Genomic DNA, 16,298 nt, shown 5'->3' on the forward strand with positions numbered 1-16,298 from the left:
CGATATAGTTATATAACGTCTTAGTACATACTATCTCTGAACGCTTGAATTTACCTGTTGATAGAGCACTTCCGACACATGCGTCTGGAGACCATGAGTTAGTCTTAATTTGATTTACAGTATACTTAATAAACTCATCACATTGTAGGTGTTTGAATGTGCGACAAGAGTTACGACGATTCTTTGTATAGACTGCTTCACCAGTATCTGCAAGGTACATTTCAACATGTTTTCCTTGCTTGATTTGAGTAGTAGTTCCACGACGGATTTCATTGATAATAGTATTGATTGGTCTTTGCAATTCTTTGGCAATTTTATATGCAGAGCAACCGTCTGCAAGGCGTATTTCTATAGTCATGCGCTCTTTGAAATTCAAGTGTTTATTTTTACGTGATTCTGTGTTATGATTTGGGTAATTCATAGTGATTATCCTCCTTGTTATTTTGGTTTCGCAACTTAATTATAACACGGGTAATCACTATGGATTTTTTATTGGTTCAATTTCATTATACAATTAGTCTTTTATTTTTTCTTTCAAAATTATTAATAATTTTTTCTAGTGCCTGTGCCTTTGTATCATTTCCACACCAGCTTGTTGCTATTGAAATTTCAACTACATCATTATTTTGTGATACAATTTTCTGACTTTCTCTTTTTCTACTCATATTATTTGTTAATATAATAGCTACAATGCATAAATTTATAATTATCCAATATAAATAATACTTTTTTTTAGACAAAATACTTTCCCCCTAATCATTTTGCTAAAACGTTTTCCGAAACTGATATAACTATTACCCCACAATTTATATTATACATTTTTAATATTTTTTACAATATATGTAAAACCAACGTATCAAAACGTCAATTAGAATTTTATGAAATTTAAATAGCTATAGAATAATATAATGTTTTTCATAAATAATAATATATGACAGTTAATTACTGTTAATTCATAATAATGGAGTGAAACACAAATGAAAAGTAATGAAATTTATTTCTGTCCTAAAACTGGTATTACTGTTGAAATAATATCTGGTGGAAACGGTACATTATCTTGTAACGGAGAACCAATGCAACTCATGACAGAAAATACTGTTGATGCTGCAAAAGAAAAACATATTCCTGTTGTACAGAAAACATCTGACGGCATAAAAGTAAATGTGGGAGCAGTAACTCATCCAATGGAAGATAAGCATTATATTGGCTGGATTGAAGTTGTAACAAAGAATGGCGAAACATTAAGAAAAGATTTAAAACCTTCTGATTCACCTGAAGCTGAATTTAAATTTGATGGTGAAGCAGATAAAATAAGAGGATACTGTAATCTACACGGCTTATGGAAGACACTATAATCCACTAATGCAGTAATTTTATACTATAGTGGTCCTTTATTCTATATCACCGATTTTATATACTTGTATTAGTAATTAATACAAATAGAGGACTGATTCTAATGCAAAATGAAATAAATCTTTTACACCCTTTATGGGCTGAAATTAATTTAGATAATCTTGACCACAACATGAAGCAAATAAAAAAAAGAATTGGCAGCAGCAATATTATAGGAATTGTTAAATGTAATTCTTATGGCCATGGTTCTATAGAAGTTTCAAAGGAATTTATAAACCTTGGCATTAAGAACCTAGCTGTAGCAAACGTAGTAGAAGCTGTTGAGCTTAGAAGAGGCGGCATAGACTGCGACATAATGGTATTGGGAGTTTCCCTTGACTATACAATAAATACAATCATAAAATATAATATTCAACCTGCAGTGTCATCTCTTGATTTTGCACAAAAGCTAAATAAAGAAGCAGAAAAAAATAATACAGTCTGTGAGATACACATTGCTATTGATACCGGTATGGGGAGAATTGGCTTTAGAAAGAATCAAAAAAGCCTTGATGATATCAGAAAAATATGCAGCATGAGCAATCTTAAAATAGTAAGCATGTTTTCACATTTTTCTACTGCTGACTGTAAAGATAAATCATATACTAAATTTCAACTTGATATTTATAACTGGTTTTACGATAACCTTAAAGACTGTAAGCATCTGCTAGGCGCAAAGAATATTTCAAATAGTGCTGCAATAATGGATCTGCCAGATACACATTATGATTTTGTACGTCCTGGAATAATCCAATATGGATACTATCCATCAGATGAAGTTAATAAAGATGTACTTGATTTAAAGCCAGTACTTACATGGAAATCAAAAATAGTTCACATAAAGACTATGGAAGCAAATAACTTCATTGGTTATGGAAAGAACTTTGAAACTAAAATGGTGAGCAGGATAGCTACAATACCAGTAGGTTACGGTGACGGATATCCTAAAGCTTTGTCAAATAAAGGTTATGTAATTATAAATGGAAAGCTAGCTCCAATAACAGGCAATGTATGCATGGATCAGATTATGGTTGATATCACTGATATTGATGACGTTAATGTAAATGATGAAGTCATCCTTTTAGGACGTGATAAAGATGTGAAGTTTGATGCAGATGATTTTGCATCACTTATAGGAACAATCAATTATGAGCCATTATGCCTTATTGGAAGAAGAGTAACAAGAGTCTATATAAAGAATAATGAAGTGTCAAATATTCAATACATGGACTAAAAAAATACACCTCCAAATGATAGATAATTAGTCTAACATTTGGGGTGCACTTTATAAGTCTTCTGATTCCTTATTTAATATTTAAAATTATAAACAGTTATTAATTTCTGTAATCATTGATTTTAGTGAAGTTACTCCACCCATTACTGTATACCAGTTTTCTGCATTTAAATATACAATATTGTTGTTCTGATATGCTTTAGTTTTCTTCATTAGTTCATTTTCAAATAATTTATCTGCTGAAACATCTCCACCTGCAACTGCCGCTCTGTCTATCACAAAAAGATAATCCGGATCTTTTTCTACTATATATTCAAATGATGCTTTCTGACCATGAGTTGAATCTTCTATATTGCTGTCAACAGCAGGAATACCAAAACTCTGATGTATGATTCCAAATCTTGAGCCTTTGCCATATACACTGAATGAATTACTGTTAGCTAATGCTATAAGTCCATTTTTCTCTGTAGCAATAGCTTTTAACTTTAATTCCTCTATTGATTTTTCTATATCTTCAATTTCTTTTTCAGCCACATCCTTCTTATCAAAAATATCAGCATACATTCTTAAATTCTTAATAATTGAAGTAATCTGATCATTATTATCTATTTCCACATATAAAGTCGGAGCAATTTTTGAAAATTCATCATATAAATTTGCCTGTCTTCCTGATATTATTATAAGATCAGGCTTAAGAGCGCTTAATTTCTCAAAATCAGGTTCTTTAAGGCCTCCTAGATCCTTGTATTTATCGTCTTTGTACTTGCTTAAAGATGATGGTATTGACTGTTTTGGAAGGCCAGATGCTTCAATTCCAAGTACTTCAAGTGAATCCAGCGCACCATAATCAAAAACCGCAATATTGGAAGGATTTTTATTTACCTTTGTCTCTCCATATTTGTGCGCTATAGTAATAACATTGTCAGATGATTTATCTGTATCCTTATTTAAATATTTCACACCAAATACACCAGCTGCTATAATCAGCAGTATTGCTATTGTTATTGTCATTTTCTTTTTCATTGTAATTTACCTCTTTTCTTTCGTTAAAAATATATGCAGATTTTTCTTCCATCTACATTTTTCACATCAATATTCATATCATATATTTCTTCAAGTGATTCTTTATTGACTATTTCATCAGTATTGCCATACTTTACAACTTTGCCGTCCTTAAGTGCTGCTATATAATCTGAGTAGCATGATGCAAAGTTTATATCATGTATTACAATTACAACAGTCTTAGAAAGATCATTACAAAGTTTTCTTAAAATTTTCATGATTTCCACTGAATGCTTCATATCAAGATTATTTAGTGGTTCATCCAGAAATACATAATCTGTATTCTGTGCTATTACCATGGCTATATATGCTCTCTGCCTCTGTCCTCCGCTTAATTCATCAATGTATTTATCTTCTATATCCTTAAGCTGCATATAATTTATAGCTTCGTCAATATACTTATCATCCTCCTCTGTAAGATTCCCCTTTGAATATGGAAATCTTCCAAAACTCACCAGCTCCCTGATTGTAAGCTTAAGAGAAATATTATTAGACTGCTTCAAAATTGAAATCTTCTTTGCAAGATCATCTTTTTTCCACTCTTCTATTGCTCTTCCTTCAATAAGAACACTGCCACTGTCCATTTTCATAAGCCTGGACATTATTGATAAAACTGTACTCTTACCAGCTCCATTAGGTCCTATAAATGAAGTTATTTTTCCTTCTGGTATTTCTATGGAAACATTATCAACTACTTTTTTCTGTCCATATTTTTTTGAAATATTATTTAACTGTATCATTGCTTCTGCTCTCCTTTAGTAAAAGATAAATAAAATAAATTCCGCCAATAAAATTGATAATAACGTCTATAGTTACTTTGAAGTTCATTACTCTTTCCACTATAAACTGTCCGCCTACAAGAGCTATTACAGCTATAAATGCAGATGATGTTATAAGATAGCTGTGTTTATAAGACTTAATAAATTCTCTTGAAATGCTTACAACCATCAACCCTAAAAATGTAATCGGACCTACAAGTGCTGTTGATACAGATAATAATATAGCAATAACTACAAGCACCTTCTTAACTACAAGCTCATAATCCACACCTAAATTTATAGCTTCTTCTCTGCCTAAAGCCATAACATCAAATATGTTAATATATTCTGATGCATATACAATTGAAATAGCAACAAGTATTAATGAAATCAAAAGTATATCAGCATTTATATTATTAAAACTCGCAAACATCTTATCCTGTACCATCTGGAACTCATTTGGATCTATCACAGTCTGCATAAACGATGACAAACTTCCAAAGAAAGTTTTAAACACCATACCTATTAGAAGAAGATATAGTATATTTAGATTTTTCTTTCCAATCATCAGCTTGTACAATAGCTGCATCACTAAAATCATAAATATAAGTGAAATAATGAAATTAAGGTTATTATTTCTTGATAATGAACTGCTTGAACCAAGGAAAAATATAATAAGAGTCTGCAGGAAAATATATATTGAGTCCATTCCCATTACCCCTGGAGTCAGAATTCTATTATTAGTTATAGTCTGAAATACCATAGATGAAAAGCTTATTGACACTCCAGTTAAAATAATAGCTATAAGTTTAGGTATTCTTTTACTAAGAACATATTTATAATTGCTGTCAAGCCCTACCGTTAGAAATAAAATACATATTATTAACGATACTGCTCCCAATAGCACAATTTTTTTCTTATTTTTCATTTTTCCTCCTCCTTAATATGAGATAAAGAAATACTGCACTCCCTATAGTCCCTGCTGTTGTACCTATTGGAATCTCATACGGATAAATTATCAGTCTTCCTGCAATATCACAGATTAACAAAAATATCGGCCCAGCAATTATTGTGTACCATAAATTTGCTCTCAGATTATCACCATTATAAATACTTACTATATTAGGAACAATAAGTCCTAAGAATGGTATAGAGCCAATTGTTATTACAACAACTGATATCATAAGTGATACTATCACAAGTCCTATATTCATAACCTGCCGATGATTAAGTCCAAGATTTGTTGCAAAATCTTCCCCCATACCAACTATAGTAAACTTATTAGCATAAATAAATGCAATAACAAACACAGGTATTCCTATATAAAGAAGTTCATATCTTCCTTTCATGATCAAAGAGAAATCACCCTGCATCCATGAAGATACATTCTGTATAAGGTCATTTCTATATGTCAGAAATGTAGTTATTGAATCAATAATTCCACCAATCATCATTCCTACAAGTGGAATAAAAACTGCATCCTTAAACTTAATTCGCCCTATGACTTTTATAAAAACGAAAGTCCCAAAAAGCGAGAATAGAAAAGCAATACTCATTTTTGTGAAAAGTCCTGCTCCTGAAAACATGATTATAGCTACTGCTATCCCAAGCTTGGTAAATTCAACTGTTCCTGCTGTTGTTGGAGAAACAAATTTATTTCTCGATATCTGCTGCATTATTATTCCACTAACAGACATTCCAGCACCAGTTATTATAATGCTTAATAGCCTAGGCAGTCTGCTTATCATTATTATTGTGCTTTCATTATTATGTAAACTGAAAACATCTTTTATCGATATTCCCTTCACACCAATAAACAATGAACTTATTGACAACATAATAAATATTATTATTAAAAGTAAGTTTATCTTTTTCTTCTTCATAAGCTCCCCCGAATTTATAATTTGACATCCTTATATAAAATTGTATATAATAACCTCACACTAATTGATAATGATTTTCAATAACATTATATATTGAATTATTATTAATATCTTTAAAAATATTTAGGTTTTATAGGAGGTCTTTATGAACGAAATTAATTCACACATAAATGAAGCAATATCATACATAACACAAAATTATTATGAAAATATAACTTTAGAATCAATGGCAAACAAGCTTTATTTAAATAAATGCTATTTCTGTACTCTATTTAAAGAACAGACAGCAAAAAGTTTCTCAAATTACTTAAACGAAGTAAGAATAAATAAAAGTAAAGAGCTTCTTATTTATAAGAAGCTCTCAATATTAGAGATTGCCCATGCTGTTGGCTACAACAACCAGACCTACTTTAATTCGCTTTTTAAAAAATATACAAATATTACACCACTGCAATATAGAAAAGAGAAACTCATGAGCATTGGCTCATGAGTTTAATCCTGAATTCTAAATTTTAAACTTTAAATTCTAAATTGTTTCCTATAATACATGATTTCAAGTATTATCTTATTTTGCCTCTTCTAATAGAATAACTCCATTTTCATTGGCTTTAAATTTAACTTTGCCGCTTCTAACCTTCGCTGTCTCTCCAGTATAGGCATCTCTTACTTCAGTACCATCTGCAAACACTGATGATACATTTACTTCAGTCTTATTTTTTGCTCCAATTACGCAGATTACCTTATCTTTGATTCCATCTTTATCATATGTCCTACTAAATGTGTATGGTGAATCTGATATCTTTTTGTGTTCACCAGCACCAACTGAAATATGAGCTCTTCTAAATCTACCAAGTATCTGCCAGTGCTTTAATACTTTTTGATTAATTGAATTCCAGTTCATGTCTCCTCTTAACGCTTGATCTTTATATGGACATTCTTCAAAAGCAAGTGGTCTTGCAGTTTCATCACCATAGTAAATCTGTGCAGCTCCTGGAACAAGCATTAGTTCAGTTCCGCCTTCTATAAGATTATCTCTGTCAAACAAAACAGTATCATGTGAAGATATATAACTTAATGCATTAAATTTATCACTATGCATCTTCTCTGCATAACTGCTGTAAATCGAATCAAGGTTATCTAAGTTACCTGCCATGCCCTGAAAATCGAAATTAATAAGTGAATCAAAGCCATTATCGTATTCATCTGTTCTGCCGACTTTATGATCCCATATCTCTCCAGTCATCCAGAAATCTTTGTCATCAATCTTCTTAGTAGGATTCTTTTCCTTCCATTCCTTAAGTGCTGCTGTACACTGTACTTTTAGTTCCTTCCACACACTTAAATCAACATGTTTTGCTGTATCGCATCTAAATGCATCTATTCCATATTCTCTTACCCAATCGCTGATTTCTTTTATAATGTAGTTAGATACTGTTCTCTTTTCTCCAGTCTTCTTAAAGTAATCATCAAGTGATTTTTCTTCCTTTTCAAGTCGTCCTTCCTTCTGCCACTTTGTTTTCCATAAAGGCGGAATACCTGGGTCATTAGTAGTTTCTGTCTTAAAATCAGGAAGACCTGACAGACATATAGTCTTATCGTCTCCACTTTCTTCACCTTCATATCCGGCAAATCTCTGTGAAGCTCTCACCCATGCTGGTGACCACCATTTTCCCCATGATGCTGCATCGCTTTTGTCCATATAACTAAAGTAAGTATCATTTGTAACATTAGATGGATCTCCATAGTAAAAATCTTTCCAGCCATCTTTAAGCTTACCAAATCCGTATTCATCCATATCCTTTAAAGTTGGATAACCAGCATGATTAACTACTATATCCATAACAACTCTTATACCATGCTTGTGAGCTGTATCTACAAATTCCTTAAACTCTTCTTTTGTTCCTACATTACCATCAATATTGCTGTAGTCAAGAACATAGTAGCCATGATATGAGTAAAATCTAAATCCCTGTCCTGCATAATATCCATGAATCTGTTCAAATGGCGAAGTAATCCATATAGCATTAACACCTAACTCGTTAAAATAACCTTCATTTATTTTTTTAGTTATACCTTTAATATCACCACCATGATAAGTTGATGGCTGTTTCTTGTAATCTGCATTTTCCTTGCCAGATGCATCAAGCTCTCTGCCGTATGAATGGTTATTTTCTTTATTTCCATCAAAGAATCGGTCTGTAAGTGCAAAGTACACAGTTGCATTGTCCCATGAAAATGGTACTTTAGTATTTGTATCATTTTTATAGTCTTTTGGTGCACAGCCAAACATAAGTGTGCAGACCATTACAACTGCAATACAAAATGATAGAACTTTATTTCTTTTTTTCACAATAATCCCCCCAAATTTATTTGAGCACTCACGGAAACTCCATAAATCCCATGCTTACTCTTTTTACAATTTTATTTTAATAAAATTATCGCTATCTATCTTGTAAAAATGCGACATCATTTAATGCTGTTCTTTTTGCCTGTGGACTTGTCACTATAGAGAATATTCTAACTTATACCCAATAAAATATAGAACTTCATTTCATCTGCTCATCAAATAAGAATTCTTTACCAATGTAAAAGGTATGGAGTATAATGTATAATTTCGGATTAAACAATACAGAGGTTTGGCGATATCCTCCATTAATATAGAAATTTATGATGCTACGCTCATGAATTTCAACCTGAATTATACATTATACATTAATTCATTGAATATCATTTTACTTAATAGTTCATTTAATATACTTGAAATAATGTGAATAAAGTTTATTTACTAAGTACATAGCAGCAGTGTGCAGGTACTTTTATTTCGTTGCTGTCTATGTGGACAAGTTCTTCACATCCGCTCTTGTCTCCATTAACAATTAATGACCAGTCTGCTTCTTCAACATTAACTTTTATTTCAAACTCGTTTGCATTATATATTATAAGTACCTTATTGTATATGTCATCAATATTGAAATTATTGATTATATAAGCAACAACATTGTTGTTTTGAAAGTTTATACCTTTCTTTAAAAATACAAGATTCTTTCTTATATCGTCAGCGCTATTCATATGGAATAGTTTATGAGTTTTTCTTAATTTGATTAATCCCTTATAATAATCAACCATATCTTTGTTTTCATTCATTCTTTCCCAGTCCAGGCTGTTCACATAATCTGATGAATTGTAGCTGTTCTCGACAATATTACCACTTTCATCTTTTTTAGTTCTCATGAATTCCTCTCCAGACTGAAAGAATGGTATTCCCTGGCACGTAAATATAATTGCAGCAGAAAGCTTATTTAATTTTGCAATTTCTTCTAAGGACTTCCCCTCATTTGTTAGTAATAGCTTATCAAATAAAGTATTATTATCATGTGCTGATGTATAATTTATTACCTGGTAAGGTTCATTAGCCCATGGACCGTCGCTGTAAATTACATTCGAATAATTTATGTCTTCATGCTGTACTGATGCAGTAACAGCAAACTTTATAGTATCCTCAAGATTTTCTTTTCCACTAATAAAACCTTTTTCATACTTATTAAATACATGTCCTTTAATTCCATCCCTGATGTCATCACTAAAGGAACCTATCTGCATATTTCCAAACTTAGTTGTATTACTCTTGAAGCATCCATAATCATATGCTAAAGTACTGCTGCCACCATTCCATCCTTCACCATACAGTATTATTGACTTGTCAATTTTATCAAGTTCACATCTAACTTCTTTTAATGTATCTATATCTAATACCCCCATTAAATCAAATCTAAAGCCATCTATGTGGTATTCTTTTGCCCAGTAAACTAGCGAATCAACAATAAACTTTCTAACCATTTTTCTCTCAGAAGCAATTTCATTACCACATGCTGAACCATTAGAAAAACTTCCATCCTGATTCTGTCTATAGTAATAATTAGGTACAGCTAAATTCAAATTTGAGTCTTTTGACTTATAGGTATGGTTGTATACAACATCCATCACAACTCTTATTCCTGATTCATGTAATTTAAGCACCATCTCTTTAACTTCTTTTATTCTTTTTTCTGCCCTAAAAGGATCTGAAGAATATGAACCTTCTGGTACATTAAAATTCTGTGGATCATATCCCCAATTGTATTGTTTCTTTTCTGGTTCAGACTCATCTACTGTTATATAATCTTCAATTGGCAGAAGATGCACATGTGTAATTCCTAGACTTATAACATAATCAAGTCCTGTTTTTATATCAGTACCTGGTATTCTTGTATTTCTTTCAGCAACTCCGCTGTACTTTCCTTTATACTTATCCTTTACCCCTGAATTCTCATTGATTGAAAAATCCCTTACATGTATTTCATATATTACTGAATCAGTAGCATCCTTTAGTACTGGTTTAACGTCATCCTTCCAGCCTTCAGGATTTGTTGCTTCCAAATCAACTACCATAGCCCTTTTACCATTTACTCCTACAGCTTTCGCATAAGGATCAACTACTTCACTTTCAACATCATCGTTTGTAACAAGGTAGTTATAATAAATTCCGCTGAGGTCACCTTTAATTGTAACATGCCATATACCATCATCTTCTTCAAACCTCATAGAAACTGTCTTTTGAATATTGCTTTCAAAATCAAGACCGTCCCTGTTATATAACGCTAGTTTTACATCCTGCGCTAATGGAGCCCATAAAATAAATCTTGTTTCTTCCTTTGAATATAAAGCTCCAAGTTTACCATCATAATTGTCTAGTTTTCCATAAATCTCATTTAAATTCATCTAAATTCCCCTTTCATATTATTCTCCTTAGTTTTTACTGCTGTAATTATAAACATCATTTACGTAACATCTTAGTACTTCAGCAACACTCCATGCCTGTGAATAACATCCCCTGCTAGTACATGAATAATCGCCATCAAATATTTCAGCAATTCCATTTATACAACCATCATTAAGATGATCTTCAAATACTTCGCACATCTCTCTTGCCTTTTCTACTGCTACTTTACTATGATTATTAACTTTACAATATGCAGTAATAAATGGTCCTATTAAAAATCCCCATGTTGTTCCCATGTGATATGCTCTGTCTCTGTCAAAAAGCTTACCTATATATGACTTTTTAAATCTGCTATCCATAAATGATAGCGATCTAAGTCCATATGTTGAATACAAATGCTTAGATACCACATCTACTACACTTTTTTCTTTTTCTTTATCAAGAATTGAGAATGGCAGTGATACAGCCCATATCTGATTAGGTCTAATAGAATCATCATTTTCATCAACTACGTCGAATAAACATTGTTTTTTTTCGTTCCAATATTTCTTATTAAAAGATTCTTTTACCTTCTTGCTTAATTTTACATATTTATTACCATTTTGTCCAAATTTCTCACTTAATTCAGCCATTATTTTTAGTGCATTATACCAAAGAGCATTTATCTCAACAGGCTTGCCATGTCTTGGTGTTACTACGTAATCTCCAACCCTTACATCCATCCATGTTACCTGGTCAAGACCATCACCTGCATGTATAAGTCCATCCTCATCCATTCCAATTGAAAAATCAGTTCCATTCGAATATGCCTCAAATATTTCAATCAGCTTTGGATAAATATTTTCTTTTATGAATTTGTAATCTTCTTCTTTGCCTGTATACTGAAGATATTTATATGCAGCTTGGAAGTACCACAATGACGCATCAACTGTATTGTATCCTGGTTCTGTATTCTTATCTGGAAATACATTTGGTACAAGACCATTTTTTATATACTTGGCAAATGACATAAGTATTTCTCTGGCATCCTGAAATCTCTTTGTCACAAGAACCAGTCCTTCAAATGAAATCATTGTATCTCTGCCCCAGTCAGTAAACCATGGAAAACCTGCAAGCACTGTCTTAAGTCCTGTACTTTTCCTAGCTACTACAAAATGATCTGCTGCTTTTACAAGATTATCAGCAAAACTGTCATTGTATCCTGCATTCTTTACTATTCTTTCTGCTCTGTCTTTATATTCCTGCAATATTTCAAATCCACTCTTATCATCAAGTCCATCAACTGTGCATTTTACATAGAATCTTTTATGCTCATTTGGTTTTAAGTCAACACGTACTTCATATGGTGTAAAATGATTATCTACTCCAAGGAATCCAGTTCTGTTATCTATCATATAATAATTATTTTCTTCTATAATATAGTTCGGTGTTGCCATGTTTACAGGAAAAAGTGATCTATCAATAAATTCGCCATCTGACATCATAAAATCAATGTTTACGTCTTGATTTTTTTCAGGTACAAGTCTAAGTGTCTTCTCACTCTTTGAGACATTGAATCTCAAATCAGCCTTTTCTGTAACATCCCCTGCTGGACGATAATTAAATAAAGGAACTATAGTAAGTTCTGCTTCATCAGACCCATTTGTAATGTCATAACATATAGCTACAGTGTTTTTACCATACTCTACAGCTATACTTTTCTTTAATTTTATGTTTTCAACTTCATATATATATTGTGGAACAGAATCAAATATAAATCTTTGCAAATACCTCTGTCCATTTTTTTCATAATTTATGTACTGCTGTGATGTAAGATCATACTCTCTGTTACCAACCCTTATTTGCTCCTGAGTTCTGGCTAATACAAAATACCTGTTTACTGGCGGATTTAAAGATGCAATTAAATATCCATGAAAAGACATGGCTGCTCCACCAGGCACTGTATTATTCGCATATCCTCCAATACCATTTCCAATCATCCATGATAATTCATTACCCTGCTCTATTGTTTTCCATTGTCCTCTTCCAAACTTATATATACCCTCCATAATTAATTCACCCCTTATTAACATTAAAAATCAAAGTAATAAATGCCCAACACTCTATAATCTGCACTATAGGACATTAAATATTTGTCTAATTAACAAAAGCATTCCTAATCTAGCATATTCCTTGAGCATTGAGCATTTTAGTTATATTTTATTTGCATCTTCCATAAGTTTTTGTAAGATGATAAATTCTGTTTGCTAGTCTATCAGTAAGAACGTCATCTTTCATTCTCCACTGCCAGTTTCCTCCTAATGTAGAAGGTGTATTCATTCTAGCTTCATTGTTAAGATTTAAAAAGTCTTGCATTAATGCTATAGAAGTTTTCCCTATGCTTGACCAAACAGTTCTAATAAATCCCCAGTTATAACCTTCTTTTTTTGTTAAACTGCAGTATTTTTTTGCATACTTTGCTGCTTCACGATTTACTGGATTTTCAAGCCATCCTCTTACAGTTTCATTATCATGAGTTCCTGTATAAACTATGCAGTTACTTTCTTCATAGTTATGAGGAAGATCAGGTGAATCTGATGAACCAAATCCAAACTGAAGTACTTTCATACCTGGAAACCCTGTACATTTTCTAAACTCTCTGACCTCATCTGTCATAAAGCCAAGGTCTTCAGCTATAACATTAATTTCGCCAAGTTCTTTCTTTATGGTATCAAATAGTTTATTTGCAGGGCCTTTAACCCATTTTCCATTTTTAGCAGTATCATCACCTGCTGGAATTGACCAATAAGATTCAAAGCCTCTGAAATGATCAATTCTTAATACATCATATAATTTAAGACTTTCTCTTACTCTTGAAACCCACCATTCATAATTAGTATCCTCTAGATACTCCCAATCATAAATTGGATTTCCCCATAACTGCCCATCATCTGAAAATGCATCAGGAGGACATCCTGCAACCCTTATTGTATCTAATGTCTTCTTATCAAAAAGAAATGCATCAGGATTCGCCCAACAATCTGCACTATCTTCGGCAACATAAATTGGGATATCACCAATAATCTCAATTCCCTGATCATTTACATATTTTTTAAGCTTATTCCATTGTTTAAAGAAGTGATACTGAAGGAAGCACCAATATTCTATTTCATCACTAAGCTGATCCTTGTAACGTTTAACTGCTTCCGGTTCTCTTCTCTTAATGTCATCGTCCCATTCCTTCCAGCTCTTAAGTTCAAAAGTCCCCTTTATGGCCATATACAATGCGTAATCATCAAGCCAGAATGACTGTTCCTGTTTAAAAGCTTTAAGCTCGTCTACATTTTTTTCTTTACCATTTTCGTAAGCTTTTCTTAAAACTTTCATCTTTTCAGTGAAAATAAGGCTATAATCTATTTTTTCCTTATTATCACCCCAGAAAATTTCTTCATAATCTTTCTTACTTAACAATCCTTCTTCGGCAAGTATATCAAAGTCTATGAAATATGGATTTCCTGCAAATGCTGAAAATGATTGATATGGTGAATCACCATAACTAGTCTGACCAAGTGGAAGTATCTGCCAATACTTCTGACCAGCCTTCTTTAAAAAATCTGCAAATTCATATGCTTCTTTTCCGAATGTACCTATTCCATAATTCCCCGGTAATGAAGCTATATGCATTAAAATACCACTACCCCTATTCATAATATACACCTCTACTTTTATTGTTTTGAAAAATACTTAAAGTATTTTATTACAAGATTCTCTTTTAATTAATTTAGTATCTAATAATATATGTTCATTTTCTGTTTCATTTTTTATGAGGCTTAATAATAATTTTGCACTTGTTTCTGCCATAAGCTTTCTTGGCTGCTTAACTGTTGTAATCGCTGGAGTATAAAACTTACTGTAATCAAGGCCATCAAAACCTACTAATGATATATCTTTTCCCAGTTTAAGATTACTATCAACTACAGCTCTTGCACATCCAACAGCCATAATGTCTGATAATGCAAATATAGCAGTAACATCATTATCTTCCTGTAATAACTTTTTTGTAACCTCGTAAGACTTTTCACTTTCATATTCTCCTACGAGAATATACTCTTCTTTTAAGTTAATGTTATGTTCAGCAAGAGCCTTTTTATATCCATTAAATCTCCACCATGTAGCTCCCATATCATCATCCTTTCCTAGAATGATAGCTATATTTTTATGACCTAATTCTATAAGATAACTAGTAGCTTCATATGCTGCTTTCACATTATCAATACCTACAGAAGAATAAGTTTTCTTACCAAGCTTTGAAACTGTATTAACAGATGTTAAAACTACAGGTATATTTAATGATGAGAAACTTTCATCTGTTAAATCTATAAAATTTCCACCTAAGCATATTACTCCTCGAAGCTTCTTTTCATTTGAAAATGATATTATATTATCAACATCTTGATATATTTTATAATCGCCTTGTTCATATAACATTGAATATCCTGCCGAAGCAATAATACTACCAATAATATTAATCATTTCATAGAAAAATGGATTATAAATACCTTTTACTAATAGTCCAATATAGTTTGTATTCGCTTTTTTCAATACTCTTGCACTATTATTCGGTATGTAATTATATTCTTCTATAATTTTTAGCACCTTTTCTCTAGTACTGACTTTAACATCGGGATGATTATTTATCACCCTTGATACTGTACTAACGCCAACACCAGCTATATCAGCTATATCTCTAATATTCATCCTATTCACCATCGATTTTTTGGAATTTTACCGGTATCGTTACCATTATAATTCATATAGCAATTATTTTAATATTTATATATTATATTGTATTACTATCTTAATTATTATATATAATCTTCCTTAAACTACATAAAATTCGAAAAGACACTTTGTTAATTAATCCTTTTATTCTAAAAATTGCAATAGATATAAGAGCTAGAGCTATATATCCATATGTCAGAAGATTTTTCTGCTGTATGTTTAACAGCACATTTCCACGTTTTAGCCTTAATATCTTGACTTTCCCCCTCATATAACTCAACTATTCTTTAAACTTACAGAATGGAAACTCTCCCCTGAATTCTAAATTACTCTTGAGCAATTCCAGTCTTGACTTGGCTAAATATGTTCTTCAGACAATTATCTAGTGTAAATTTTATTGAGTTAATAGCTTTAATTTTTTTCTTGCTAGAGTCAACATAACTTGTACT

The 16,298-nt window shown here is 31.8% G+C and carries 14 protein-coding genes; 3 read left to right on the plus strand and 11 right to left on the minus strand.

The features are described 5' to 3' along the window. Together FYJ33_RS12490 and FYJ33_RS12495 are read right to left on the minus strand one after the other, a co-directional pair. Positions 1-421 (minus strand): helix-turn-helix domain-containing protein (locus FYJ33_RS12490; protein WP_154532055.1); only part of this gene is annotated, 421 nt, incomplete at its 3' end. Positions 422-506: 85 nt separating this feature from the next. Continuing rightward, positions 507-740: a hypothetical protein gene (locus FYJ33_RS12495; protein ID WP_154532056.1), complete on the minus strand. Its 234-nt coding sequence runs from the start codon at positions 738-740 to the stop codon at positions 507-509. 237 nt (positions 741-977) lie between these two features. Here FYJ33_RS12495 and FYJ33_RS12500 point away from each other — a divergent pair, with 237 nt between their 5' ends. Next, a complete protein-coding gene (locus FYJ33_RS12500; protein WP_154532057.1) occupies positions 978-1,355 on the plus strand; it encodes a desulfoferrodoxin in 378 nt (125 codons plus the stop codon). A gap of 101 nt (positions 1,356-1,456) precedes the next feature. Beyond that, positions 1,457-2,626 (plus strand): alanine racemase, encoded by a 1,170-nt coding sequence (gene alr / locus FYJ33_RS12505; RefSeq protein WP_154532058.1) that lies wholly within the window; start codon positions 1,457-1,459, stop codon positions 2,624-2,626. Between the two features lie 87 nt (positions 2,627-2,713). Here the strand turns inward: alr and FYJ33_RS12510 are convergent, their stop codons facing one another. From FYJ33_RS12510 to FYJ33_RS12525, 4 genes are read right to left on the minus strand one after another with little or no spacing between them, the layout of a single operon-like run. Then, entirely contained in the window at positions 2,714-3,649 is a 936-nt protein-coding gene (locus FYJ33_RS12510; RefSeq protein ID WP_154532059.1) for a siderophore ABC transporter substrate-binding protein, read from the minus strand. Positions 3,650-3,672: 23 nt separating this feature from the next. Further along, complete coding sequence (locus FYJ33_RS12515; protein WP_154532060.1) at positions 3,673-4,428, minus strand: iron ABC transporter ATP-binding protein; 756 nt, start codon at positions 4,426-4,428, stop codon at positions 3,673-3,675. After that, entirely contained in the window at positions 4,412-5,374 is a 963-nt protein-coding gene (locus FYJ33_RS12520) for an iron chelate uptake ABC transporter family permease subunit (RefSeq protein WP_154532061.1), read from the minus strand. Before FYJ33_RS12520 ends, FYJ33_RS12515 begins: the two co-directional genes overlap by 17 nt. Then, on the minus strand, positions 5,364-6,329 hold the full coding sequence (locus FYJ33_RS12525) for an ABC transporter permease (RefSeq protein WP_154532062.1): 966 nt from the start codon (positions 6,327-6,329) through the stop codon (positions 5,364-5,366). The genes FYJ33_RS12520 and FYJ33_RS12525 overlap by 11 nt, the downstream gene beginning before the upstream one ends. Before the next feature lie 145 nt (positions 6,330-6,474). Here FYJ33_RS12525 and FYJ33_RS12530 point away from each other — a divergent pair, with 145 nt between their 5' ends. Continuing rightward, positions 6,475-6,819, plus strand: coding sequence for a helix-turn-helix domain-containing protein (locus FYJ33_RS12530; protein WP_154532063.1), 345 nt, complete (start codon positions 6,475-6,477; stop codon positions 6,817-6,819). Between the two features lie 75 nt (positions 6,820-6,894). On the opposite strand, the gene FYJ33_RS12535 is transcribed toward FYJ33_RS12530, so the two are convergent. The 5 genes from FYJ33_RS12535 to FYJ33_RS12555 form a co-directional block, all read right to left on the minus strand. Beyond that, positions 6,895-8,679, minus strand: coding sequence for an alpha-amylase family glycosyl hydrolase (locus tag FYJ33_RS12535; RefSeq protein ID WP_154532064.1), 1,785 nt, complete (start codon positions 8,677-8,679; stop codon positions 6,895-6,897). A gap of 428 nt (positions 8,680-9,107) precedes the next feature. Further along, on the minus strand, positions 9,108-11,087 hold the full coding sequence (gene pulA, locus FYJ33_RS12540; protein WP_154532065.1) for a type I pullulanase: 1,980 nt from the start codon (positions 11,085-11,087) through the stop codon (positions 9,108-9,110). Positions 11,088-11,114: 27 nt separating this feature from the next. Further along, positions 11,115-13,136: an amylo-alpha-1,6-glucosidase gene (locus FYJ33_RS12545; protein WP_154532066.1), complete on the minus strand. Its 2,022-nt coding sequence runs from the start codon at positions 13,134-13,136 to the stop codon at positions 11,115-11,117. 151 nt (positions 13,137-13,287) lie between these two features. After that, positions 13,288-14,775 (minus strand): 4-alpha-glucanotransferase, encoded by a 1,488-nt coding sequence (gene malQ, locus FYJ33_RS12550; protein WP_154532067.1) that lies wholly within the window; start codon positions 14,773-14,775, stop codon positions 13,288-13,290. A 36-nt stretch (positions 14,776-14,811) separates the two neighbouring features. After that, the gene (locus FYJ33_RS12555) at positions 14,812-15,825 is read right to left on the minus strand and encodes a LacI family DNA-binding transcriptional regulator (protein ID WP_154532068.1); all 1,014 of its coding nucleotides are present in this window, start codon (positions 15,823-15,825) and stop codon (positions 14,812-14,814) included. Positions 15,826-16,298: the final 473 nt, after the last annotated feature.

Origin of the sequence: Inconstantimicrobium porci, assembly GCF_009696465.1 — a bacterium.
In the GTDB taxonomy this organism is placed as follows: domain Bacteria; phylum Bacillota; class Clostridia; order Clostridiales; family Clostridiaceae; genus Inconstantimicrobium; species Inconstantimicrobium porci.

What these genes read in the sequence shown, in the direction of transcription:
- FYJ33_RS12500 (WP_154532057.1), top strand. Translation starts at nt 978, where the DNA reads ATGAAAAGTAATGAAATTTATTTCTGTCCTAAAACTGGTATTACTGTT.
- alr (WP_154532058.1), top strand. Translation starts at nt 1,457, where the DNA reads ATGCAAAATGAAATAAATCTTTTACACCCTTTATGGGCTGAAATTAAT.
- FYJ33_RS12510 (WP_154532059.1), bottom strand. Translation starts at nt 3,649, where the DNA reads ATGAAAAAGAAAATGACAATAACAATAGCAATACTGCTGATTATAGCA.
- FYJ33_RS12515 (WP_154532060.1), bottom strand. Translation starts at nt 4,428, where the DNA reads ATGATACAGTTAAATAATATTTCAAAAAAATATGGACAGAAAAAAGTA.
- FYJ33_RS12520 (WP_154532061.1), bottom strand. Translation starts at nt 5,374, where the DNA reads ATGAAAAATAAGAAAAAAATTGTGCTATTGGGAGCAGTATCGTTAATA.
- FYJ33_RS12525 (WP_154532062.1), bottom strand. Translation starts at nt 6,329, where the DNA reads ATGAAGAAGAAAAAGATAAACTTACTTTTAATAATAATATTTATTATG.
- FYJ33_RS12530 (WP_154532063.1), top strand. Translation starts at nt 6,475, where the DNA reads ATGAACGAAATTAATTCACACATAAATGAAGCAATATCATACATAACA.
- pulA (WP_154532065.1), bottom strand. Translation starts at nt 11,087, where the DNA reads ATGAATTTAAATGAGATTTATGGAAAACTAGACAATTATGATGGTAAA.
- FYJ33_RS12545 (WP_154532066.1), bottom strand. Translation starts at nt 13,136, where the DNA reads ATGGAGGGTATATATAAGTTTGGAAGAGGACAATGGAAAACAATAGAG.
- malQ (WP_154532067.1), bottom strand. Translation starts at nt 14,775, where the DNA reads ATGAATAGGGGTAGTGGTATTTTAATGCATATAGCTTCATTACCGGGG.
- FYJ33_RS12555 (WP_154532068.1), bottom strand. Translation starts at nt 15,825, where the DNA reads ATGAATATTAGAGATATAGCTGATATAGCTGGTGTTGGCGTTAGTACA.